We start from the raw sequence: 22,929 nt of genomic DNA on the forward strand, positions 1-22,929 counted from the left end.
CGATCAGTCGCCGATGGCGTCCAGCCGCGCCTGCTCGTCCATTTCGATCGCCGACTGGATGACCGGTTCCAGGTCACCGTTCATGACCTGGTCCAGGTTGTAGGCCTTGTAGCCGGTGCGGTGGTCGGCGATCCGGTTTTCCGGGTAGTTGTACGTACGGATGCGCTCGGAGCGGTCCATGGTGCGGATCTGCGACTTGCGCTGTTCCGAGTTGGCGGCGTCGATCTGCTCCTGCTGGTGCGCCAGGATGCGGGCACGGAGGACGCGCATGCCGGCCTCACGGTTCTGCAGCTGCGATTTCTCGTTCTGCATGGCCACCACAATGCCGGTGGGAAGGTGCGTGATGCGCACAGCGGAGTCCGTGGTGTTCACGGACTGGCCACCCGGGCCCGAGGACCGGTACACGTCGATTTTGAGGTCGTTCTGGTTGATCTCGAGCTCTTCCGGCTCGTCCACTTCGGGCAGGACCAGCACGCCGGCAGCCGAGGTGTGGATGCGTCCCTGGGACTCGGTCACGGGCACGCGCTGGACGCGGTGCACGCCGCCTTCGAATTTAAGCCGGGCGTACACGCCCTCAGCGGGGTCGTTCGAGTTGCCTTTGACGGCCACCTGGACGTCCTTGTAGCCGCCCAGGTCCGACTCCGTGGCGGAGATGATTTCGGTCTTCCAGCCGCGGGACTCCGCGTAGCGGGTGTACATGCGCAGCAGGTCGCCGGCGAACAGGGCAGCCTCGTCGCCACCTTCGCCGCCCTTGACCTCGAGGATCACGTTGCGGGCGTCGTCCGGATCGCGCGGAATCAGCAGGCGCCGCAGCTTGGCGGCAGCCGTCTCCAGCGCGGCCTCAAGTTCAGGCACCTCGGCAGCGAACTCGGGATCCTCGGCAGCCATCTCCTTGGCGGCAGCAAGGTCATCCCGGATGCCTTCCCACTTGTGGTAGGCCTCAACAATGCCATTGAGCTGAGCCGACCGCCGCCCCAGCTTCCGGGCAAGCCGCTGGTCAGCATAAACAGCAGGATCCCCCAGCTGCGCCTGGATGGAGTCATGCTCATCAAGCAGGCCCTGTACGGACTCAAACATCTATAAACCTCTTTCGACTTGTACAAGTCTAATGACTGCCATGCGGAGACTGACCGCACGTCCGGACGCGCGCCCGCATTTGGTGAGATAACTGCATGGCGTTCGGATTTTGCCGCCCCGGGAGTGGCATCGGGCCTGCCGGAGCTGGGCGGCGAACGATCGAAGATCGAAGCCGCCCAGCGAAGGGGCGGGGGCGGCAAAATCCGAACGACAAAGGCGGGGCCGGCAAAATGCGTCGGCCCCGCCCCTGGTGAAACTATTTGTCGTTATCCGACTTCGCACCAAGCGTCGTCTTCTGGACCTGCATGAGGAACTCGACGTTGCTCTGCGTTTCCCGGATCTTGTTGGTGAGCAGTTCAAGGCTCTGCTGGGTCTCGAGTCCGGAAAGGACGCGGCGCAGCTTCCACATGATCTTGACTTCTTCGGGCGAGAGCAGGTTCTCTTCGCGGCGGGTACCGGATGCGTTGACATCCACGGCCGGGAAGATGCGCTTGTCTGCCAGCTGGCGGGACAGGCGGAGTTCCATGTTGCCGGTGCCCTTGAACTCTTCGAAGATGACCTCGTCCATCTTGGAGCCGGTCTCGACGAGGGCGGTGGCCAGGATGGTGAGCGAGCCGCCGTTTTCGATGTTGCGGGCGGCACCGAAGAAGCGCTTGGGCGGGTAGAGGGCTGCGGAGTCCACACCACCGGACAGGATGCGGCCGGAGGCCGGTGCTGCCAGGTTGTAGGCGCGGCCCAGGCGGGTCATGGAGTCCAGGAGGACCACCACGTCCATGCCCATTTCCACGAGGCGCTTGGCGCGTTCGATGGACAGTTCGGCCACAGTTGTGTGGTCGTCTGCGGGACGGTCGAAGGTGGAGGCAATGACTTCACCCTTGACGGTGCGCTGCATGTCCGTGACTTCTTCGGGCCGTTCGTCAACCAGCACCATCATGAGGTGGACCTCAGGGTTGTTGGTGGTGATCGCGTTGGCGATGGACTGCAGGATGAGCGTCTTGCCGGCCTTGGGCGGGGAGACGATCAGGCCACGCTGGCCCTTGCCGATCGGGGCGACGAGGTCGATGACGCGGGGGCCGATCTTCTTGGGATCGGTCTCGAGGCGCAGGCGCTCCGACGGGTACAGCGGAACCAGCTTGGCGAATTCGACGCGGTCCTTGAGTTCTTCCGGCGTCTTGCCGTTGACGGACGTGACGCGGACCAGGGCGTTGAACTTCTGGCGGTTGGACTGCTGGCTGCGGTCTTCGCCTTCGCGCGGTGCACGGATTGCGCCTACTACGGCGTCACCCTTGCGCAGGTTGTACTTCTTGACCTGGGCCAGGGAGACGTAGACGTCGTTGGGGCCGGGCAGGTAGCCGGATGTGCGGATGAACGCGTAGTTCTCGAGGACGTCGAGGATGCCGGCGACCGGCAGCAGCACGTCGTCGTCGGTGACCTCGACGTCGTCTACGTCCGGGCCCTGGTTGCGGCCGCGGCGGCGGTCGTTGCGGTCGCGGAAGCGGTCGTTGCGCGAGTTGTCCCGGTCCTGGCCGCCGGAACGGTCGTTGCGGTCATTCCGGTCGCGGCGGTTACGGCGGTTGCGGCGGCTTCCGCCGTCGGCGTCGTCGTTGTCGCGGTTGTCCCGGCCGCCATCGCGCTGGCCGGCTTCGCGGCTGCCGGCATTGTCGCGGCCGCCATCGGAATCGCGGGTGTTGTCACGGCCGCGGGTGCGGCCGCCGTCACGGCGTTCGGTGCGCTGGTGGCGTCCCCTGCTTCTGCGGGGGTTTCGGTGCGCTGTTCGCCTGCACGCTGTTCCGCGGCCGGCTGCTCTGCCGGGGTTTCCACCGGGGCTTCCTGGACGGAGGCGGCAGCGGCTTCGCCGCGGCGGCGGTTGCGGGTGCGCGGCTGGCGGCGCTCGGGGGCGCCTTCCGTTGCCTCGGTGGTTTCCGCGGGGGCGGCCGACGGCGCCTCGACGGCTGCAGCGGCAGGTGCGGCAGCGGTTTCCACGACGGGAGCTTCGGTTGCCGGGGCAACCACGCCGTCACTGACAGCGCGGCGGCTGCGGCCGCGTCCGCGGGCACGGGTGCCTTCAGCGGCAGGAGCTTCCGCGGCAGCGGCCTCCGGAGCGGCTGCGGCAGGAGCCACGCTGCTTTCCGGAGCCTTTTCCGTTGCCTTCGCAGGAGTCTTGACGGTCAGGGTCCCTGCGCGGTGGGCGGAGATGGCCGAAACCAGGTCCCCCTTGCGCATGCGGGAGCCGCCGGAGATGCCGAGCTGGCTGGCGAGGGCCTGCAGCTGGGCGAGCTTCAGGCCGGCGAGGCCACTGCTCTTGGCGGGTGCGGCCGATGATTCGGCAGCAGAAGTTGTGTGTTCCACAGCTGGCGACAGCTCAGTGGTTTCGGTCACGAAGGATCCTTCCCCCTCGACGGCGTCCAGACTGGGAGCTGGACGCGATGATTTGATCTGGGCTGCAGTTCAGATCTGCAGCCGGATTTCAGCCTTGCCGGTTGGATTTCGGCCAGCAGGGCCGGATACTGATTCACCTTGCGCTGCGCCCACGGCGCAACGCCTGACTGACGCTTCAGGGGCAGTTGGATGCTGCAGTTCCTGCGACAGACCAAGCAGGTGGCACCGGAATACATTCACAGTGGTAGATCAAACAGCAACTGAATGCAGGAGCAGATCAGATAGGCGGAATTACCGCCGGTGCACGTCCACCTTAGCACCTTCAACGTCCACTGCGAGCTTCAGAACGCGCCAGCCAATGTCCGGCGTGTTCTCCGATGTAAAGGCCTCAATGAAGGCCAGTGCATCACTGGCCTGCGCTTCGCCGTTGGCCAGCACCAGGACGGTTGGCCCGGCGCCGGAAACCACTGCTGCGTAGCCTGCTTTACGGAGGGCGCCGATGAGCGCCGCACTGGGCCGCATGGCTTCCGCCCGGTAGCTCTGGTGCAGGTAGTCCTCGGTGCCCGGCAGGAGAAACTCAGGCTTTTGCGTCAATGCATGGATCAGCAGCGCCGCACGGCCCGAATTCATGGCCGCCGCATGGTGTCCCACTGATGCGGGCAGCAGGGCGCGGGCGGCTTCGGTGGACAGTTCGAAGTCGGGTACCGCCACGATGGGGATGATCGACCCGGTCACGGTGGCAGTGGTGCTGCTGTACTGCTCACTGTCCTGCCATGACAGCGCCAGTCCGCCGAAAATCGCGGGTGCGACGTTGTCCGGGTGGCCTTCCATTTCGCTGGTGAGCTGCAGGATCCAGTCGCGGCCGCGCTGGTTTTCCGCTGGAACCATGGCATTGGCGGCAGACACAGCCGCCACGACCGCCGAGGCGGACGAGCCCAGTCCCCTGCCGTGCGGGTTGACGTTTTCGGCAGTCACCTTCAGGCCGCCGTGGCGGAATCCCAGCCGTTCAAAGGCCGCGTCCATGGCCCGGACCACCAGGTGGCTGGCATCCCGGGGAAGGGTTTCCGCCCCTTCGCCGCGCAGGTCGAAGACGAGTTCGTCCGTGTCCAGGCTTTCCACGGTCAGGGTGTCGTGCAGGGCCAGGGCAAGCCCCAGGCTGTCGTAGCCGGGACCAAGGTTGGCCGTGGTGGCGGGGACGCGGACGGTGACGCGCTGGCCCGGCTCAATCAGTTGCAGTCCGACGGCGGCCTGCGAGGTGGTGTCCAAGGTTATTTTTCTTCCAGTCCCAGCTCAGCGGCTACGGTGACGACGTCGTTGGGGACCTTGACCGGCTGGACATCGCTGCCGTCCTCGGTGCGCAGGGCCCACTGGGGATCCTTGAGTCCGTGGCCTGTGACGGTGATGACGATGGTTTTTCCGCTGGGGACCTCGCCGGCGGCGTGCTTCTTGAGCAGTCCGGCCACGCCTGCGGCGGAACCGGGCTCCACGAAGACGCCTTCCTTGGACGACAGCCAGCGGTGGGCGTTCAGGATCTCCTCATCGGTGACGGCCTCGATGAGCCCGCCGGATTCGTCACGGGCGCCGACGGCACCGTCCCAGGACGCCGGGTTTCCAATGCGGATGGCAGTGGCGATGGTGTCCGGTTCTGTGATGGGGTGGCCTGCGACGAAGGGGGCGGCACCGGCGGCCTGGAAGCCCCACATGGCAGGTGTCCTGGTGGATACGGCGGGAAGGGTACCGGCCGTCTCCGATTCGAAGGGAGCGGAGTACTCTTTGTAGCCCTTCCAGTAGGCCGTGATGTTGCCGGCGTTGCCCACGGGCAGAACGTGGATGTCCGGTGCGTCGCCCAGGGAATCGACCACTTCGAAGGCGCCGGTCTTCTGGCCCTGGATGCGGGCGGGGTTTACCGAGTTCACCAGGAAGACGGGGTAGGACTCCCCCAGCTTGCGGGCTATGTCCAGGCAGTTGTCGAAGTTGCCGTCCACCTGGAGCAGGGTGGCCCCGTGGGCGATCGCCTGGCTGAGCTTGCCCATGGAGATCTTGCCTTCGGGCACCAGGACCGCACACTTGAGGCCGGCGGCCGTAGCGTAGGCAGCAGCAGAGGCGGACGTGTTGCCGGTGGAAGCGCACACAACGGCCTTCGCGCCGGAGGCAACTGCTGCCGTCATCGCCATGGTCATGCCACGGTCCTTGAAGGAGCCGGTGGGGTTCATGCCTTCCACCTTGAGGTAGACCTCGGAACCGGTGAGTTCGGAGAGCTTCTGCGCGTGTACCAGCGGGGTGCCGCCCTCGCCCAGGGTGATGACCCTGGTGGACTCCGTCACGGGCAGACGGTCAGCGTATTCGCGGATGACACCGCGCCATTGGTGAGCCACTTAGACTCCTTCTACCCGCAAAACGGATGTAACTGAATTGATGACGTCCAGGCCCTTCACGGCCTCGACGGTGGCTGCAAGGGCAGCCTCTGACGCACGGTGGGTGACGATCCGCAGTTCGGCAGACTCCACGTTGGAAGCTGAATCGCGGTGGATGGTCTGCCGCATGATTTCGATGGAGACGCCGTGCTCGGCGAAGAGCTGGGCGATCTTTGCCAGGACGCCGGGCTGGTCGGCGACGTCCAGGCCAATGTAGTAACTCGTGGTGGCCGCGTCGATGGGCAGCGCGGGAACGTGGCCCGTGGTGGTTTCGGTGCGGCCGGGACCGCCCAGGACCAGGCGCCTGGCTGCTGACACGAGGTCGCCCAGGACAGCGGATGCCGTCGGGGTGCCGCCGGCGCCCTGGCCATAGAACATCAGCTCACCGGCATTTTCGGCCTCGATGAACACCGCGTTGAATGCGCCCCGGACGGCGGCCAGCGGATGTTCGCGGGGCAGGAGGGTAGGGTGCACGCGGACGGACACGCCTTCCTTGCCGTCAGCGTCGGTCAGTTTCTCCGCGATGGCCAGCAGCTTGATGACGAAGCCGGCGTCCTTTGCGGCGGCGATGTCCGAAGCACTGACGGAGGTGATTCCCTCGCAGTGGACATCGTCCAGCGCAAAGCGGGTGTGGAAGGACAGCGACGCGAGGATGGCGGCCTTGGCGGCGGCGTCGTGGCCTTCGACGTCGGCAGTGGGGTCCGCTTCGGCGTAGCCAAGGCGCTGGGCTTCGGCGAGGGCATCGGCGAACTGGGCGCCGGTGGTGTCCATCTGGTCAAGGATGAAGTTGGTGGTGCCGTTGACGATGCCCAGCACGCGGGTGATCCGGTCGCCCGAGAGGCTGTCGCGGATGGGGCGCAGGATCGGGATGGCGCCGGTCACGGCGGCCTCGTAGGACAGCTGGACGCCCGCCTTGTCCGCCTCTTCGTAAAGGGTGGGTCCGTCCTGCGCCAGGAGTGCCTTGTTGCCGGTGACCACGCAGGCGCCGTTGCGCAGCGCGGAGAGGATCAGCGTGCGTGCGGGCTCAATGCCGCCCATCAGCTCGATCACCAGGTCGGCGTCCTTGACGAGAGTTTCGGCGTCGGTGGTGAAAAGCTCCTGCGGCAGGTCCACGTCGCGGGGGGCGTTAACGTTGCGCACGGCGATGCCGCTGAGCTGCAGGCGGGCACCGGTGCGGGCAGCGAGGGCGTCGGCGTCCTCAATGAGGATCCGCGCAACCTGGGCTCCAACGTTGCCACAGCCCAGCAGGGCTACTTTCAGCGTTCGCATTTCCGTCATTCAGGCTCCCATGTCGCGGTTCAGCAGATCTTCTTCGGTTTCCCCGCGGACAATCAGCCGGGAAGATCCGTCGCGCACCGCGACAACGCCCGGCCGGGCCAGATAGTTGTAGTTGCTCGAGAGGGCCCAGCAGTAGGCGCCGGTTCCCGGTACAGCAAGCAGATCACCGGCTGCCACGTCCTCGGGCAGATATACATCTCTAACAACTATGTCGCCGCTCTCGCAATGTTTGCCCACTACGCGGGACAACTGCGGGGCGGCGCTGGAGGTGCGGGAGGCCAGGACGGCCGAATAATCCGCGTCGTACAGCACCGGGCGGGCGTTGTCGCTCATGCCGCCGTCCACCGAAACATACCGCCGGGGATACGTAACGTTGTTGCCCGCGTCACCGTCGCCGGACGTGCCGGGTGCGTCCACGCGGACCGTCTTCAGCGTGCCCACTTCGTACAGGGTGAAGGTGGTGCTGCCAACGATGGCGCGTCCCGGTTCGATGGAGATGCGCGGCGCGTCGATGCCAAGCTCGGCGCAGGTGGAGCGCACGACGGCGGCCATCGCGTTGGCGATCTCCGCTGCAGGGCGCGGGGTGTCCACCGGCGTGTAGGCGATCCCGTAGCCGCCGCCAAGGTCCAGTTCCGGCAGGGTGATGGAGTACTTTTCCTGCATGGCGGCAAGGAAGCGCAGCAGCTTCTCCGCGGCCAGCGCAAAGCCGTCCGGCTCGAAAATCTGGGATCCGATGTGGCAGTGCAGGCCCAGCAGCTCGATGCCGGGATGCGCTGATGCAGCTGCCACCGCTTCCTCGGCAGCGGAGATGCCGGCTTCATCGGTGGTGTCGGCAGCCATGGAGAGGCCGAACTTCTGGTCCTCGTGGGCGGTGGCGATGAATTCGTGCGTGTGGGCATGCACGCCGGGGGTGAGCCGCAGCATGACCTTCGCCCGCTCCCCGCGTCCCTGCGCGATCGCGCCGACGCGCACGAGCTCATCCAGGCTGTCCACCACGATCCGCCCCAGGCCCATGTCAAGCGCCCTGTGGATCTCGCCGTCGGACTTGTTGTTGCCGTGCAGGGCGACGTCCGCCCCGGGAATTCCGGCCCGGTAGGCCACGGCGAGTTCCCCGCCCGAGGCCGTGTCCAGCCGCAGCCCTTCTTCCTCCACCCAGCGGACCACCGCCGTGCAGAGGAACGACTTGCCGGCGTAGTAGACATCCACTCCCCCGCAGATATCCGCGAAGGCGTCGTTGAACGCGTCGCTGAATGCCCTGGCCCGGGCACGGAAGTCGTTCTCGCTCATGACGAAAAGCGGGGTCCCGTATTGCCGCTGCAACTCGCTGACGGGGATCCCGCCGATGGCAAGTTCACCATCGGCGTTCCGCGCTGCGTCACCGGCCCATATCGGTTCGTGGAGGGCATTGAGGTCATCCGGAACGGCAAGCCACTCCGGGGCAAGCGGAGAGCCGTGTGCTGCTGTGTGCGTCATGGGTCCTACATCCGTTCCGGCGCGGAAACGCCCAGCAGGTCAAGGCCGTTCGCCAGCACCTGGCTGGTGGCGTCATTAAGCCAGAGCCGGGTGCGGTTGAGGTCCGTGACGGGTTCTTCACCCATGGGGGCGATACGGCAGGCGTCGTACCAGCGGTGGTACGCCCCTGCGATGGCCTCCAGGTGTCGCGCCACGCGGTGCGGTTCGCGCAGTTCAGCAGCCTTGGCCACGATCGACGGGTAGCTGCCCAGGTAGGACAGCAGCTCGTTTTCCGTGGCGTGGTCCAGGAGTGAAGCATCGAAGCTGTCCTGGCCGTCCACCTGGCGTTCGACGCCGGCGGCCACAGCGTTGCGCGCGGCGCCCCGGGAGCGGGCGTGGGCGTACTGGACGTAGAACACAGGGTTCTCGTTGCTGTGCTTCTTCAGCAGATCAGGATCAAGGGTCAGCGGCGAGTCGGCGGGGAACCGTGCCAGGGAGTAGCGGACTGCATCCTTGCCCAGCCAGTCGATCAGGTCCTTGAGTTCGATAATGTTGCCGGCGCGCTTGGACAGCTTGGCGCCGTTGACTGACACCAACTGGCCGATCAGCACTTCGATGTTCACCTCGGGGTCGTCACCGGCGGCGGCGGCGATGGCCTTGAGCCGGTTGATGTAGCCGTGGTGGTCGGCGCCCAGGAGGTAGATCTTCTCCGTGAAGCCGCGGTCCTTCTTGGACAGGTAGTAGGCAGCGTCCGCGGCGAAGTACGTGGGCTCGCCGTTGGCGCGGATCATGACGCGGTCCTTGTCGTCGCCAAAGTCCGTGGTCCGCAACCAGACCGCACCGCCGTCGTCGAACACGTGGCCCTGCTCGCGAAGGCGCGCCACGGCACTTTCAATGGCGCCGGCGTCGTGCAGTTCCTGCTCGGAGAAGAAGACGTCGAACTCGACGCCGAAGTCCGCCAGGGTGGCCTTGATGTCCTTCATCTGGGCCTCGTAGGCGGCGGCCCGGATGACCGGAAGGGCGGCCACTTCGGTGAGCTCGCGGATGTCCGGGTGCGCGGTGAGGACTTCATGTCCAAGCTCGGCGATGTACTGCCCGGGGTAGCCTCCGTCCGGCACCGGAAGGCCATGCAGGCGGGAGTAGACGGAGTTGGCGAAGGTGTTCATCTGCGAGCCGGCGTCGTTGATGTAGTACTCCGCGGTGACATCCGCGCCCGAAGCGCGCAGCACGCGGGCGATCGAGTCGCCCAGGGCGGCCCAGCGGGTGTGCCCGATGTGCAGCGGCCCGGTGGGGTTGGCGGAGACAAACTCCATGTTGACGGTGCGCCCGGCGAGCGCAGTGTTGGTGCCGTAGTCCTTGCCGGCCTCGACGATGGCCTTGGCCAGGGCACCGGCGGCTGCGGCGTCCACGGTGATGTTCAGGAATCCGGGCCCGGCGATATCCACGGCGGAGACGCCGTCGATGGACTTGAGCCGGCTGCTGAGGACGGCGGCGAATTCGCGCGGGTTGGTGCCGGCCTGCTTGGCGAGCTGGAGGGCGATGTTGGTGGCCCAGTCGCCGTGGTCCCGGTTCTTGGGTCGCTCCACGCGCACCTCAGCCGGAATGGCTGATGCCGCAAGGGCAATATCGCCGGCGGCGACGGCGTCCTTGAGGCAGGCGGATATGGCGAGGGAAAGTTCTTCGGGAGTCACCCCTCTAGCGTACCGGGGGCCAGTGACAGCAAAGAATTTGGGCCGTGCACGCCCCCGGCGGCGTGCAAAAGAAATCTTCCCGGCCGGTTCCGTGAACCATTCGGGCGGATCCGGCGTTGACTAAACCGTAGCCACTGCCGCAAGGGCCTCTCCCCACACAAGGTGGCAGCCCCAAGGAAGTGAACAGCCCACAGAGAAACGAGAGCCTTCATGAGACCCTCCATCCCTAAAAGCCCCGTCACTCCCGGGAGTACTTTTGCCGTGAAAGGCCCTTCTGTTCCCAAAGTCCTTCTCCGGAGAAGCCTCTTCGCCGGTATCGCAGGGCTGTCCCTGGCGGGAACCGTGGCGGGCTGCGCGCCGTCCACCGCCGACGGCACCCCCGGCACTGCCGCGGCACCGGGCGCCCCCGCTGCCGGATCCTCCCTGGCCGTCAGCGGCGGCAACTACAAAGACGGAACCTACAATGCGGACGGCAACTACGTCTCGCCCAACGGCACGGAGACGGTGGGTTTGCAGCTGACGCTTGCAGCGGGCAAAGTCACGGACGTGCAGATCACCGAGCACCCGTCCAATCCCAACACCCGCAAATTCCAGGGCCAGTTCGCCGGGGGCATCGCAGCCCAGGTGGTGGGCAGGAACATCGATGAACTCAACGTCTCCAAGGTTTCCGGCTCCTCACTGACCAGCGGAGGTTTCAACCAGGCGCTGGAGAAGATCAAGGCGGAGGCGCACTAGGCGGTGTCCGCGACGGACCGGGAGGACTTTTCGTTCCAGGGGATCGGCACCGGCTGGCACATCAGCACTCCCCTGCCGCTGCCGCATGGCGTGCGGGTGCGCCTTCTGGACCGGGTCGAAAAGTTCGACGGCGACTGGTCCCGTTTCCGCGCCGATTCCCTGGTTGCCGGCTTGGCCCGGCAGCCGGGGCGCCATGTGTTCCCCGACGAGGCCGCTGCCCTGGGCGACTTGTATTGGCGGCTCTACCGGCTGACCGGCGGAGCCATGACACCGCTGATAGGCGGCAGCCTGGAGCGCCTGGGGTATGACGCAGCGTACTCCCTCCGGGCAGCAGGGCCACCGCTCCCGGCGCCACCTGGGAATCGGTCCTCACGTGGTCCGGAACGGTCCTGACCGCGGCGCCCCCGTGGTCCTGGACATTGGTGCCGCGGCAAGGGCCTGTTGGTGGACCTGCTGGCGCAGGAGCTGGCGGCCGCCGGCGTGGGCGGGTTCGTCATTGATGCCGGCGGGGACCTGCTCGCCCGCGGAACCGGCCCTGTCAGCGTGGGGCTTGAACACCCCTACAACCCGGCCCAGGCGATTGGCGTGGTGGACCTGGAAGGCCGGGCGTTGTGTGCCTCGGCTGCCAACCGGCGTGCCTGGGGCGATGGACTGCACCACGTCCTGGACGGAACCACCGGGCAGCCGGTCCGCACCGCCGTCGCCACCTGGGCACTGGCAGAGACGGCGATGGTTGCCGATGCCCTCGCCACCGCCCTCTTCTTCGTCCCGGGCGACCTGCTCCAGGAGGCGTTCGACTTTTCCTGGCTGACAGTCTTTTCCGACGGCAGCGCAGCCTATTCCGCCGAATTCGAAGGAAAGCTGTTCCCATGAGCCCCGTGGACACACCGCAAATCGACCCGTGCCCCTCCCTGACGGGCCGGATAGGCACCGCCGTGGGCAGGTTCACCATGTACCGGCTCATCCTTGTGGTCCTGGCTGTACTCGCCGCGTACAGCCTGCTGCTGAATGTGCTGGGCTGGCTGACTTTCGGAATCCCGGAAATGCTGGCACACCTGGCGCTGTGCCTGGGTTTGACCTACGCCGCCAACCGGGCGCTGGCGGCACTGTTCCGGGTCAATCCCCATACGGAGTCCTCGCTGATCACCGGGCTGCTGCTCTATTTCCTGTTCTGGCCGTCCCTGCAGCCGAGGGACCTGGCAGGGGTGGCGCTGGCGTGCGTGCTGGCGTCGGCGTCCAAATACGCATTGGCGTGGCGCGGACGGCACATATTCAATCCCGCCGCGGCCGGCGCGTTTGCCACTGGACTCACCGGGCTGAACATCGCCACGTGGTGGGCCGCGACGCCGGCCATGCTCTGGGTGCTGGTCCCGGGCGTGCTGCTGGTCCTGCACCGGACACGCAAGATGCTGATGGCATCCGTGTTCACGGGGGTGGCCACCGCGATCATTACCCTTGAACTGCTTCGCTCGGGGATGACGGCCGGGATGGGAGTCTGGCAGGCCCTCGCCCAGCGTCCGGTGCTCTTCTTTGTGGGCTTCATGCTGACCGAGCCCCTTACGTTGCCACCGCGCCGCCACCAGCAGCTGGCACTTGCAGCCGTGGTTGGGGTGCTCTTCGCGGTGCCGTGGAACCTGGGCATTGTGGCCAACTCCCCGGAGGCTGCGCTGCTGGCGGGCAACCTGCTGGCTTTCCTGGCGGGCCAGCGCGGGGCCGTAAAGCTCCGGTTCGCGGGGACGCGCCCGCTGACGCCCACCACCGCCGAGTTCTCGTTCGAGCCCGCCCGGCCGGTACGTTTCCTCCCCGGACAGTACATGGAGCTGGACCTGCCGCAGGCCAGGCCGGATGGAAAAGGCCGGCGCCGGGTGTTCAGCCTGACCGGCTCCCCCGGCGAGCGCCTGGTGAAGTTTGGCGTCCGGACGGCGGGCCCTTTGTCAGCGGCAAAGGAGTCGCTCCTGGCGCTGCAGCCGGGTGACGAAGTGACAGCCACGGCGGTGGGCGGCGACTTTATCCTGCCGCGGGATCCCCGCCGGCCGGTGCTGCTCATCGCGGCGGGCATCGGCATCACCCCATTTGTGTCCCACCTGTCCTCGGGCGCCTTGCGGGAACGGGACGCTGTGCTCCTGCTCCTGGCCAGGAGCGCTGACGAGGTGGCCTACGCGGAAGAACTCCGGACGTCCGGCATGCGTGTACTGGTGCGGCTGGCGGATGGCTCCGACCCGCCGTCCGGCCTGGCCTCCGCTTCCGCTTCCGCCGCCAGAACCGGTGCGCCCGGCCGGTTGGATGGAAAGGCGCTTGCGGAGCTTGTCCCGGATATCGACCGCCGGGAGGTCTACGTTTCCGGCTCGCCCGCAAGCGTCGCATCCCTCCGCCGCGCGGCCAGGCGGGCCGGGGCACGGAGGGTCCGGACGGACTCTTTCTCGGGCTACTGAGGCTGCTTCGGCGACCACCCCCGGCTGGTCCGGGTGGCGGTTTTCCCTTGCGGGCCACCTTCCTGCTAAGCTCTAGGACGTCCCGCCGGGAACGGCAGGATATCCGGAAATTGCCCTCGTAGCTCAGGGGATAGAGCGTCTGCCTCCGGAGCAGAAGGCCGTAGGTTCGAATCCTACCGAGGGCACACGAATTCCCCCGCCGCTTGTTGAAGCGGCGGGGGTTTCTTCGTTCCCGTGCATCCTGCCCCCCGCCGGTCAGGTCCGCCGGGAGGCGCCGGCTTAGAAACGCAGGGCTGCCTCGTCAAGGGTTGCGAGGGTCAGGACGGCTTCCTCCACCGTTTCGTGGTCTTCCAGCTCACGCTCAATCCGGCGCAGCGCCACCGCCACCTCGTGCTCCGGGTGGTCCCCCTCCAGATCCACCGCAGCCACCAGGTACAGCTTGCGCGGGCCGACGAATTCCAGGTGCAGGTAGGTGAGCCGGGCGATGTCGCGGTGCTCCAGCACCCGCCGGGCCATGGAGCGCTCGATGTCCGGGGTGACGCCCTGGCCCACCAGGAAGCGCCTGTTGCGGTCGATCAGGACAACCGCGACGACGGCGAGCAACACGCCGACGACGATCGAACCGATCGCGTCCGGCAGCGGCGAGCCGGTGACCTGGTGCAGGAATACGCCCACGAACGCCACCACGAGGCCGATCAGCGCTGCGGCATCCTCGGCGAAGACCGCGCGCAGGGTGGGATCGGAGCTGATCAGGACCTGTTCAAGGGTGTGCCGTTCGAGCTCGTGGGCCGCCTTCCGGGTCTGGCGGAACGCCTGGACGAAGGAGACTCCCTCGAAGACGAAGGCCACGGCAAGGACGACGTACGCCACGGTGAAGTCCGACGCCGGTTCAGGGGCAATGATCTCCTGGATGCCGTGCATGATGGACACCACTGCCCCGGCGGTAAAAAGGCCGAACGCGGCGAACATCGACCAGACATAGGCCTCCCGGCCGTATCCCATCGGGTGGCTCTTGTCCCGGGGCCGGGCGGACCGCCGCTCCGCGAAGAACAGGAACACCTGGTTTCCCGTATCCGCCCAGGAATGCGCTGCCTCCGCGGCCATGGAGGCCGAGCCGGAAAGGACAGCGGCCACCGACTTTGCCGCCGCCACGAGCACATTCGCCACGAAGGCGATGATGACAGTCAGCAGGGTGGAACTGGATTTGGTTCGCTTTTCGGTTTCAGCCATGCGCCTACCGTACCCAGCCCTGCCCGCTCCAGCGCCCGGCGGCTGCTGAATTTGTGGCGGTGGCGTCCCTGTCATTGTCGGTGGCTCCTCTTAGGCTGATTTCACCTAGTTGAGGGGGTACGCCATGCACGTTCCATTCTGTTCAATCATTCCGCCGTACATGCTGCGGCGACTGGCGCAGCAGGATGCGCCGGAGTTTTCGTCCGCGGCAAGCGCCGCCAGGAAAGCGCTGGGACACGTCGAATTGTTCCAGGCTGCGCGTTCGCAGGCTGTTCCGCCCCTCCCGCCGGGCCTGCGGCCGGAAAAGCCAGGGCCCGTCAACCGCGCCGTCTACGACGCCGCCGGGGACGAAACCCTCCCGGGCAGGCCTGTCCGCGAAGAAGGCGGACCAGCCACCGGCGATGCCGCCACTGACGAGGCCTATGACGGGCTGGGGAACACGCACAGGCTGTATGCCGACGCCTTCGGGCGGGATTCGGTGGACGGCCGCGGGCTGAAGCTGGACGCCACGGTGCACTTTGGCAAGCTGTACGACAACGCCTTCTGGAACGGCAGCCAGATGGTCTTCGGCGATGGCGACGGCGACGTCTTCGAACGCTTCACCAAATCCGTAAGCGTCATCGGGCACGAGCTGGCACACGGGGTCACGCAGTACACGGCGGGGCTTGTGTACCGGAACCAGGCGGGTGCCCTGAACGAATCCATGTCCGACGTCTTCGGCGCGCTCGTTGAGCAGTACGTTAGGAACCAGACCGCCGCGCAGGCCAGCTGGCTGATCGGGGAAGGGCTCTTTACGTCCAAGGTCCAGGGGCGGGCCCTGCGGTCCATGAAGGCGCCGGGGACTGCGTACGACGACGATGTGCTGGGCAAGGACCCGCAGCCTGACTCCATGGACTCCTACGTCCGGACCAGCGCGGACAATGGCGGCGTACACATCAACTCCGGCATCCCCAACCGCGCCTTTTACCTGGTCGCGGAGGCATTGGGCGGCTGCGCGTGGGAGGCTCCGGGCCGTATCTGGTACGAGACCCTGACCAACGGTTCCCTGCCGCCCGCCGCCACGTTCACGGTCTTTGCCCGTGCCACGGTCCGCGCTGCCGCCGACCTTTTTGGCCCGGAGTCCCCGGAGCATGACGCCGTTGGGGCGGCGTGGGAGACTGTGAAGGTCAAGGTTTAACCACTGCCCGGCGGCCCGCTCACTGGCTCCCGGGCCGTATGGAAGCCCAGGGGCCAGGCCATGAAGATCAAGGTGGAGCGCACCGGCGGGATCGCGGCGGTCACGCGCGTGTGGACGGTGGACGCCCGGACGGACAGCGACCTCAGCCAGTGGCAGCCCATTGTCGAGGCCTGCCCGTGGGATGCGGTTCCCAGCACGCCACGGGCGGCCGCGGCGGCCTTCGAGGCGCCCCAGCCGGACCGCTTCATCTACTCAATCACCGCAGGGCAGCGCAGGGCTGCCCTGCCCGAGCATGCCCTCACCGGTCCATGGCGCATCCTGGTTGATACCGCGAGGGCCGCCGCGGAGGAAGCCGGCGGACCACTTCCCGGCGCGGACACCGACGGGCCCGGCTGAGGACGGCAGGCGGCCGGGAAACGAAGAAGGGGCGGTTCCTTACGGCAGTAGACTGTCTGCAGCCATGACTTTTCATATCTCCTATCCCGCCGAGCTGCCGGTTTCCGAGCGCCGCGAGGACCTGATGGCCGCAATCGCCGCCAACCAGGTGACCATCATCGCCGGCGAGACCGGCTCCGGTAAGACCACACAGATCCCCAAGATGTGCCTGGAACTGGGACTGGGCGAGAAAGGCCTCATCGGGCACACCCAGCCCCGTCGGCTGGCAGCCCGGACGGTGGCGGAGCGCATTGCGGAGGAGCTCGGCGTCGAGATCGGCCAGGAAGTAGGCTTCCAGGTCCGTTTCACGGGCGAGGTTAGCAAGGCGACCAAAGTCAAACTCATGACCGACGGCATCCTGCTCGCCGAGATCCAGCGGGACAAACTGCTGCGCAAGTACAGCACCATCATCATTGACGAGGCGCATGAACGCAGCCTCAACATCGACTTCATCCTGGGCTACCTCAAGCGCATCCTCCCCCAGCGGCCGGACCTGAAGGTCATCATCACCTCGGCCACCATTGATCCCGAACGGTTCGCCAAGCACTTCGGCACCCCGGAGGACCCGGCCCCCATTGTGGAGGTGTCAGGCCGGACCTACCCGGTGGAAATCCGCTACCGCCCCCTCTCACAGCCGAAAGCGGACGAAGAAGACGCCTCGGACGACGAACTTGAGGAAGACCGGGATCCGCTTGACGCCGTCTGCGACGCCGTGGATGAACTTGCCGCCGAGGCCCCGGGGGACATCCTGGTATTTTTCTCCGGCGAGCGCGAAATCCGGGACGCTGCGGAAGCATTGCAGTCCCGCATCCAGTCCAACCGCAGGTTTGCCAACACCGAGATCCTTCCCCTGTTTGCGCGCTTGAGCCTGCAGGAGCAGCACAAGGTGTTCCATCCCGGCAGCAAGCGACGGATCGTGCTGGCCACCAACGTGGCGGAAACGTCCTTGACGGTTCCGGGCATCAAATACGTCATCGATACCGGCACCGCCCGCATTTCCCGGTATTCGCACCGCACCAAGGTCCAGCGCCTGCCCATCGAGCGCGTCTCGCAGGCATCGGCCAACCAGCGTTCGGGCCGCTGCGGCCGCGTGTCCGACGGCATCGCCATCCGGCTGTACTCCGAGGACGACTTCGAATCCCGGCCCCGGTTCACCGACCCGGAGATCCTGCGGACCAACCTCGCCGCCGTCATCCTCCAGATGACTGCCATGGGCGTTGCAAGGGGGCCCAAGGACGTGGAGGACTTCCCCTTCGTTGAACCGCCGGAAACCCGCGCCATCAACGACGGCGTCACCCTCCTTCGCGAACTTGGCGCCCTGGCTCCCCCGCGGGCCCAGGGTACCGGTGCCAAGCCTGAAGCAGCCGGGGGCAGGGGCGGGCCGCAGGGCGGCGGCCTCACCGCCGTCGGGCAGAAACTCGCCCAGCTGCCCGTGGATCCGCGCCTGGGCCGCATGATCGTCGAAGCGGGAAAACGCGGCTGCGTCCGCGAGGTCATGGTGCTGGCGGCCGCGCTCACCATCCAGGACCCGCGCGAACGGCCCACCGACAAGCAGCAACTGGCCGCGGAAAAGCACAACCGCTTCCGGGACGAAAACTCCGACTTCACCGGCTACCTCAACCTCTGGAACTACCTGCAGGAGAAGCAGCAGGAGCTGTCGTCATCGGCCTTCCGCCGGCTGTGCCGCGCCGAGTTCATCAACTACCTGCGGGTGCGGGAATGGCAGGACCTCTTCACCCAGCTGCGCCAGCTCGCCCGTCCGCTGGGGATCACGCTGGACAACAAGCGGCTGGCGGATCCTGTGGGCAACCACGACGGCATCCATATCAGCCTGCTCTCCGGACTCCTGAGCCACATCGGCATCCTGGACGAGCGCAAGCGCGAATACGCCGGTGCCCGGGGCAGCCGCTTCGCGATCTTCCCCGGATCGGCCCTGTTCAAGAAGTCCCCCACGTTTGTGATGGCGGCCGAGCTGGTTGAGACCAGCCGGCTTTGGGCCAGGGTGGCCGCCAAATTCGATCCGGTATGGGCTGAACAGGTGGCCCCGGACCTGGTGAAGCGCAGCTACAGCGAACCACACTGGTCCACCAAGCAGGGCGCCGTCATGGCCTACGAGAAGGTCACCCTCTACGGCGTTCCTATCATCGCCCAGCGGCGGATCAACTACGGCCGGGTGGATCCGGTGGTTGCCCGTGAGCTGTTCATCCGGCATGCCCTGGTGGAAGGCGACTGGCGCACCCACCACAAGTTCTTCCACCGCAACCGGGCGCTCCTGCACGAGGTTGAGGAACTCGAGGCCCGCATGCGGCGCCGCGACCTGCTGGTTGATGACGAAACGCTGTTCGAGTTCTACGACGCCAGGATCGGCCCCGACGTGGTCTCCGAGCGGCACTTCGACAAGTGGTGGAAGGATGCCCGCCGGGAGAACCCGGACCTCCTGGATTACGACAAGTCGCTGCTGCTCAGCGATGACGCCGACGACCTGGACGTCTCCGCCTACCCGAAGACCTGGCTGCACAAGGGCTTCGAGCTTCCGCTGACGTACGAATTCCATCCGGTGGCACCGGGTTCTGCCCCCGACCCGTCCGACGGCGTCACTGCCGAAGTGCCGGTCCTGTTCCTGAACCAGCTCGACGACGCCCCGTTCCGGTGGCTGATCCCCGGCCAGCGGGTGGAGCTGGTGACGGCCCTGATCAAGTCGCTGCCCAAGCAAATCCGGAAGAACTTTGTCCCGGCCCCCGATGTCGCCCGGCAGGCAGTTGCCGTCCTCGAGTCCGACTTCGATCCCGCCACCGACGATCTGGAGCCCTCGCTGGAGCTTGCGCTGCGGCGGCTCCGCGGCGCGGTCATCCCGCCCGGCTCCTGGAACTGGGACGCGGTCCCCCCGCACCTGCGCGTCAGTTTCAAAGTGGTGGACAGCAAGGGCAAGGTCCTGGGCGAGGGCAAGGACCTCGCCGGGCTCCAGGAGCAGCTGGCCCCCGCCACCCGGCGTGCCATTGCCGAATCGCTTGGCGCCACCCCGGCCTCCACTGCGCCCGGTGCCGCCCCTAACGGGCAGCGCCGGAACGGGAAGTCGTCCGACGGCGGCCCACCGGCCCGTCAGCAGGGGGCCGGGGTGCCGGGAGCCCCGGCCACGGCAGGGTTCGCGGAGCAGGAAGGCCTGACCGAATGGACCTTCGGCACCATCGGGCGCCAGGTGAGCAGCATGGTCAAGGGCCATACAGTTACCGGCTATCCGGCCCTGGTGGACCAGGGCAAGTCGGTGGCCCTGCGCGTGTTCCAGACGGCAGAGGAACAGCTCGACGCCATGCGTGGCGGGGTGATCCGGCTGCTGGCACTGCGCGTTCCGGCGCCGGACCGCTACGTCCTGGAGCACCTGAGCAACACCGAGAAACTCACGTTCAGCCAGAACCCGCACGGCTCGGTGTCGGCCCTGATCGCCGACTGTGCACTGGCCGCCATCGACAAGCTCACGCCACCGGAACTGCCCTGGGACCGGCAGGCCTTTGACGCCCTGTATGAGCTGGTGCGCGCTGAACTCATTGACACCGTCTTCACCGTCACCGCCGTCGTCGAGCGCATCCTGGCCAGCACCCGGCGGATCGAAAAGCAGCTCAGGGGCACCACCAGCCTGGCCCTGATCAGTGCGCTGAACGACGTCAAGAGCCAGCTGGAGCAACTGGTGTATCCGGGTTTTGTGGCACGCACGGGCTACGCCCAGCTCAGCCAGCTCCCGCGGTATCTTGCGGCCATCGAGAAGCGGCTGGAGCGCCTGCCCGGGAACGTGCAGCGGGATGCACTGAACATGGCAGTGGTGCAGCGGCTCGAGGACGACTACGACGACGCCGTGTCGGCGCTGCTGCCGGGGCGGCGTGCCGGACGGGAGTTAACCCAGGTGCGCTGGATGATCGAGGAGCTCCGGGTGAGCCTCTTCGCCGTCGAACTCGGAACTGCCTACTCGGTGTCGGAGAAGCGCATCCGGGCCGTGCTCAACAAGGCACTTGCGCCGGCCTGAACACCTTCGGCTGCTCCGCGCGTCCTGCGTGCCCGGCCGACAAGGGCCGGGCACGCAGCGGAGAGCCGGATGTCAGGCCACGGGTACGAACTCCCCGTAGCCGGCCGTCCGGAGGCCCTCGCGGAGCTTTTCGGCGTTGGCGTCCAGCACCGCGGGGTCCGGGTTCTGGTCCGCTGAGCCGAAGTCGAAGTCGGCCATGCTTTGCGACGGCCACACGTGCACATGCAGGTGGTTGACCTCGTAGCCGGCCACGATCAGCCCGGCCCGCCGGGCACCGAAGATGTCCACCTGGACCGCACCGATCCGCCGTGCCACTTCCATGACCCTGGCCAGGGTCTCCGGCGTGGCGTCAGTCCACCGGTCCACTTCTTCGGTGGGGACCACCAGGGTGTGGCCGTGGGCAAGCGGTCCGGTGGTAAGGAACGCCGCGACATCGTCCTCGCGCCAGACGAACCGGCCGGGAATCTCGCCCTTCAGGATCTTTGTGAACAGGGTGCTCATACGTCTGCCTCCTCGGCTGCTGCCTGCAGCGTGCTGGTGTCCAGCACGAACCGGTACTTTACGTCTCCAGCGACCATCCGGTCGTAGGCTTCATTCAGCTGTCCGGCGGCCACCAGCTCGATATCGGCAACCACGCCGTGCTCAGCGCAGAAGTCGAGCATCTCCTGCGTTTCGGCAATGCCGCCGATCAGTGAGCCTGCATAGGCGATCCTGCGGCGGATCAGGGCGCCCGGATTGACCGGCGGCATGGCTTCGGAGGGAAGCCCCAGCTGGAACAGTGCGCCGTCCACGCGAAGAGTGCGGAAGAAGGGGTTCAGGTCGTGCGGGGCCGCCACGGTGTCGATGATGAGGTCGATGCTGCGGTTCGCGGCGGCCATCGCGGCATCATCGCGGGACAGGACAACCTCATCCGCGCCCAGTTCCAGGGCGGCCGCAACCTTCGATTCGGAGGTGGTGAACACCACCACCTTCGCGCCCATGGCCTTGGCCAGCTTGACGGCCATGTGGCCCAGCCCGCCGAGCCCCACGACGCCCACCACGTCGCCTTCCTCGACGTCGAAGTGGCGCAGCGGCGAAAAAGTGGTGACGCCGGCACACAACAGGGGCGCGGCGGCGGCCGGATCCAGCAATTCCGGTACGCGCAGGACGTAACGTCGGTCCACCACGATGGACGACGAATAACCGCCCTGGGTGATCGCGTCCCCGTTCCGCCGGTCCTTTGCGCCGTAGGTGCCGGTCATACCGTTTTCACAGTACTGCTCAAGGCCGTCCAGGCAGCTTTCGCATTCGCGGCAGGAATCCACCATGCAGCCAACGCCCACGCGGTCGCCCACTACGAAATCTTTGACGTTCGAACCGGTCCTGCTGACCGTTCCCACGATTTCGTGGCCGGGGATCAGGGGGTATGTCTGGCCGCCCCATTCTCCGCGGGTGGCGTGCACATCGGAGTGGCAGAGCCCGCAGAACTCGATGGCGATTTCCACATCGTCCGGCTTGGGGGCGCGCCTGGCGACGGTCAGCGGCACCAGCCCGCTGGCTCCTGATACGGCGCCGTACGCTGCGGCGCGCACGCCGGAGTCTGCGGCTGCGGCTGCTGGGGCTCCTGCTGCTGCGGGCGCGGTTCCGGCAACGGGCGAAATGGGATTGGCAAGGGGCGGTGGTACGGGACGTCCTGGTGTCATAGTGCGACGCTACCCCCGGCTCCGCCGGAGATTCCACCCGGGCCCGCACCCTCCCCAGGTTCCGCGCCGGTGGCCACCGGCAGGTCCGGGCGGTTTGACCACTCCGAGAAGGAGCCCGGGTAGAGCGCAGCGGAGAACCCGGCCAGTTCCAGTGCGGCCACCTCATGGGCCGCCGTGACGCCGGAGCCGCAGTAGACGGCCACCGGCCGGCCGTCCTGCACGCCCAGGGCTTCGAACCTCCGCCGCAGCTCGGCCGGCGCAAGGAACCGCCCGGCCCGGTCCACGTTCGCAGCGGTGGGGGCGCTGACTGCTCCCGGAATGTGGCCGGCACGTGGATCCACCGGTTCGATCTCACCCCGGTACCTCTCCCCCGCCCTCGCGTCGAGCAAAAGGCCGCTCTGCGGCCAGCTGGCGGCAGCACCGGCGTCGACCACGGGCATCTGCCCGCTGCCCAGCACAACGTCGCCGGGGACAGGGGGGACGGGGCCCGCCTCGAGCGGCAGGCCCGCGGCACGCCAGGCGCCCAGACCGCCGTCGAGCAGGTAGACCCCGCTGACGCCGGCGTCGCGCAGCATCCACCACAGCCTGGCCGCCGCCATGTTCCCGCTGTCATCGTAGGCAACCACCACGTCACCGTTGCGCAGGCCCCACCGGCGGGCCGACTCCTGGAAACGGTCGCGGGACGGCAGCGGGTGCCGCCCCCGGTCCGGCACGGCCGGATCGGCAAGCTCCGTGGCCAGGTCAACGAATACCGCGCCCGGCAGGTGCTCCGCCAGATAGTGGTCCTGGCCATGCGGGTCGCCCAGCACCCACCGCACGTCCAGCAGTACCGTCCGGCGCCCGGCAGCAAGCCTGGCCTCAAGGCCGGGGACGTCAATCAATGGCTTCATGGTGCTCCTTCTGCGGGATCCGGGCCATCTGCTGGCGCCGGC

Annotated in this window: 15 protein-coding genes, 1 tRNA gene and 2 pseudogenes; 7 read left to right on the top strand and 11 right to left on the bottom strand. The window is 67.1% G+C overall.

The window, feature by feature from the left end:
- Positions 1–3: 3 nt before the first annotated feature.
- The 7 genes and pseudogenes from prfA to argS all read right to left on the bottom strand — a co-directional run bounded on the left by prfA (position 4) and on the right by argS (position 10,291).
- Positions 4–1,077, bottom strand: a complete 1,074-nt coding sequence (prfA, locus tag NMQ03_RS13375) for a peptide chain release factor 1 (protein WP_159631638.1) — start codon at positions 1,075–1,077, stop codon at positions 4–6.
- 256 nt (positions 1,078–1,333) lie between these two features.
- Positions 1,334–3,456, bottom strand: a pseudogene (rho, locus tag NMQ03_RS13380) (transcription termination factor Rho).
- 291 nt (positions 3,457–3,747) lie between these two features.
- Positions 3,748–4,722 (bottom strand): homoserine kinase, encoded by a 975-nt coding sequence (thrB, locus tag NMQ03_RS13385; protein WP_159631636.1) that lies wholly within the window; start codon positions 4,720–4,722, stop codon positions 3,748–3,750.
- 2 nt (positions 4,723–4,724) lie between these two features.
- On the bottom strand, positions 4,725–5,831 hold the full coding sequence (gene thrC, locus NMQ03_RS13390; RefSeq protein WP_224026471.1) for a threonine synthase: 1,107 nt from the start codon (positions 5,829–5,831) through the stop codon (positions 4,725–4,727).
- Complete coding sequence (locus tag NMQ03_RS13395) at positions 5,832–7,148, bottom strand: homoserine dehydrogenase (protein WP_255172593.1); 1,317 nt, start codon at positions 7,146–7,148, stop codon at positions 5,832–5,834.
- Positions 7,149–8,621, bottom strand: coding sequence for a diaminopimelate decarboxylase (gene lysA, locus NMQ03_RS13400; protein WP_255172594.1), 1,473 nt, complete (start codon positions 8,619–8,621; stop codon positions 7,149–7,151).
- A 5-nt stretch (positions 8,622–8,626) separates the two neighbouring features.
- Positions 8,627–10,291 carry an arginine--tRNA ligase gene (argS, locus tag NMQ03_RS13405; RefSeq protein ID WP_255172595.1) on the bottom strand — a complete coding sequence of 555 codons (1,665 nt, stop codon included), beginning with the start codon at positions 10,289–10,291 and terminating at the stop codon, positions 8,627–8,629.
- Positions 10,292–10,615: 324 nt separating this feature from the next.
- On the opposite strand from argS, the gene NMQ03_RS13410 reads away from it, so the two are divergent.
- From NMQ03_RS13410 to NMQ03_RS13425, 4 genes and pseudogenes are all read left to right on the top strand, one after another.
- The gene (locus NMQ03_RS13410) at positions 10,616–11,026 is read left to right on the top strand and encodes an FMN-binding protein (RefSeq protein WP_255175612.1); all 411 of its coding nucleotides are present in this window, start codon (positions 10,616–10,618) and stop codon (positions 11,024–11,026) included.
- A gap of 3 nt (positions 11,027–11,029) precedes the next feature.
- A pseudogene (locus NMQ03_RS13415) lies at positions 11,030–11,899 on the top strand (FAD:protein FMN transferase).
- Positions 11,896–13,458 carry a ferredoxin--NADP reductase gene (locus tag NMQ03_RS13420; protein WP_255172596.1) on the top strand — a complete coding sequence of 521 codons (1,563 nt, stop codon included), beginning with the start codon at positions 11,896–11,898 and terminating at the stop codon, positions 13,456–13,458. Before NMQ03_RS13415 ends, NMQ03_RS13420 begins: the two are co-directional and overlap by 4 nt.
- A 112-nt stretch (positions 13,459–13,570) precedes the next feature.
- Positions 13,571–13,643: transfer RNA gene (locus tag NMQ03_RS13425), tRNA-Arg, on the top strand.
- Between the two features lie 94 nt (positions 13,644–13,737).
- Here the strand turns inward: NMQ03_RS13425 and NMQ03_RS13430 are convergent.
- Entirely contained in the window at positions 13,738–14,688 is a 951-nt protein-coding gene (locus NMQ03_RS13430) for a cation diffusion facilitator family transporter (RefSeq protein ID WP_255172597.1), read from the bottom strand.
- A gap of 124 nt (positions 14,689–14,812) precedes the next feature.
- Here NMQ03_RS13430 and NMQ03_RS13435 point away from each other — a divergent pair, with 124 nt between their 5' ends.
- The 3 genes from NMQ03_RS13435 (at position 14,813) to hrpA (ending at position 20,315) form a co-directional block, all read left to right on the top strand.
- On the top strand, positions 14,813–15,865 hold the full coding sequence (locus NMQ03_RS13435; RefSeq protein WP_255172598.1) for a M4 family metallopeptidase: 1,053 nt from the start codon (positions 14,813–14,815) through the stop codon (positions 15,863–15,865).
- A 60-nt stretch (positions 15,866–15,925) separates the two neighbouring features.
- Positions 15,926–16,261: a protealysin inhibitor emfourin gene (locus tag NMQ03_RS13440; protein ID WP_255172599.1), complete on the top strand. Its 336-nt coding sequence runs from the start codon at positions 15,926–15,928 to the stop codon at positions 16,259–16,261.
- A 64-nt stretch (positions 16,262–16,325) separates the two neighbouring features.
- Positions 16,326–20,315 carry an ATP-dependent RNA helicase HrpA gene (gene hrpA, locus NMQ03_RS13445; protein ID WP_255172600.1) on the top strand — a complete coding sequence of 1,330 codons (3,990 nt, stop codon included), beginning with the start codon at positions 16,326–16,328 and terminating at the stop codon, positions 20,313–20,315.
- 72 nt (positions 20,316–20,387) lie between these two features.
- Here hrpA and NMQ03_RS13450 read toward each other — a convergent pair whose 3' ends face one another.
- The 3 genes from NMQ03_RS13450 to NMQ03_RS13460 are packed head-to-tail and all read right to left on the bottom strand — an operon-like array spanning position 20,388 to position 22,887.
- Positions 20,388–20,816, bottom strand: coding sequence for an HIT family protein (locus NMQ03_RS13450; protein ID WP_255172601.1), 429 nt, complete (start codon positions 20,814–20,816; stop codon positions 20,388–20,390).
- Entirely contained in the window at positions 20,813–21,997 is a 1,185-nt protein-coding gene (locus NMQ03_RS13455) for an NAD(P)-dependent alcohol dehydrogenase (protein ID WP_255172602.1), read from the bottom strand. Before NMQ03_RS13455 ends, NMQ03_RS13450 begins: the two co-directional genes overlap by 4 nt.
- The gene (locus NMQ03_RS13460; RefSeq protein ID WP_255172603.1) at positions 21,994–22,887 is read right to left on the bottom strand and encodes a sulfurtransferase; all 894 of its coding nucleotides are present in this window, start codon (positions 22,885–22,887) and stop codon (positions 21,994–21,996) included. Before NMQ03_RS13460 ends, NMQ03_RS13455 begins: the two co-directional genes overlap by 4 nt.
- Positions 22,888–22,929 lie beyond the last annotated feature (42 nt).

The sequence above is a fragment of the Arthrobacter sp. DNA4 genome (assembly GCF_024362385.1).
GTDB lineage: Bacteria > Actinomycetota > Actinomycetes > Actinomycetales > Micrococcaceae > Arthrobacter.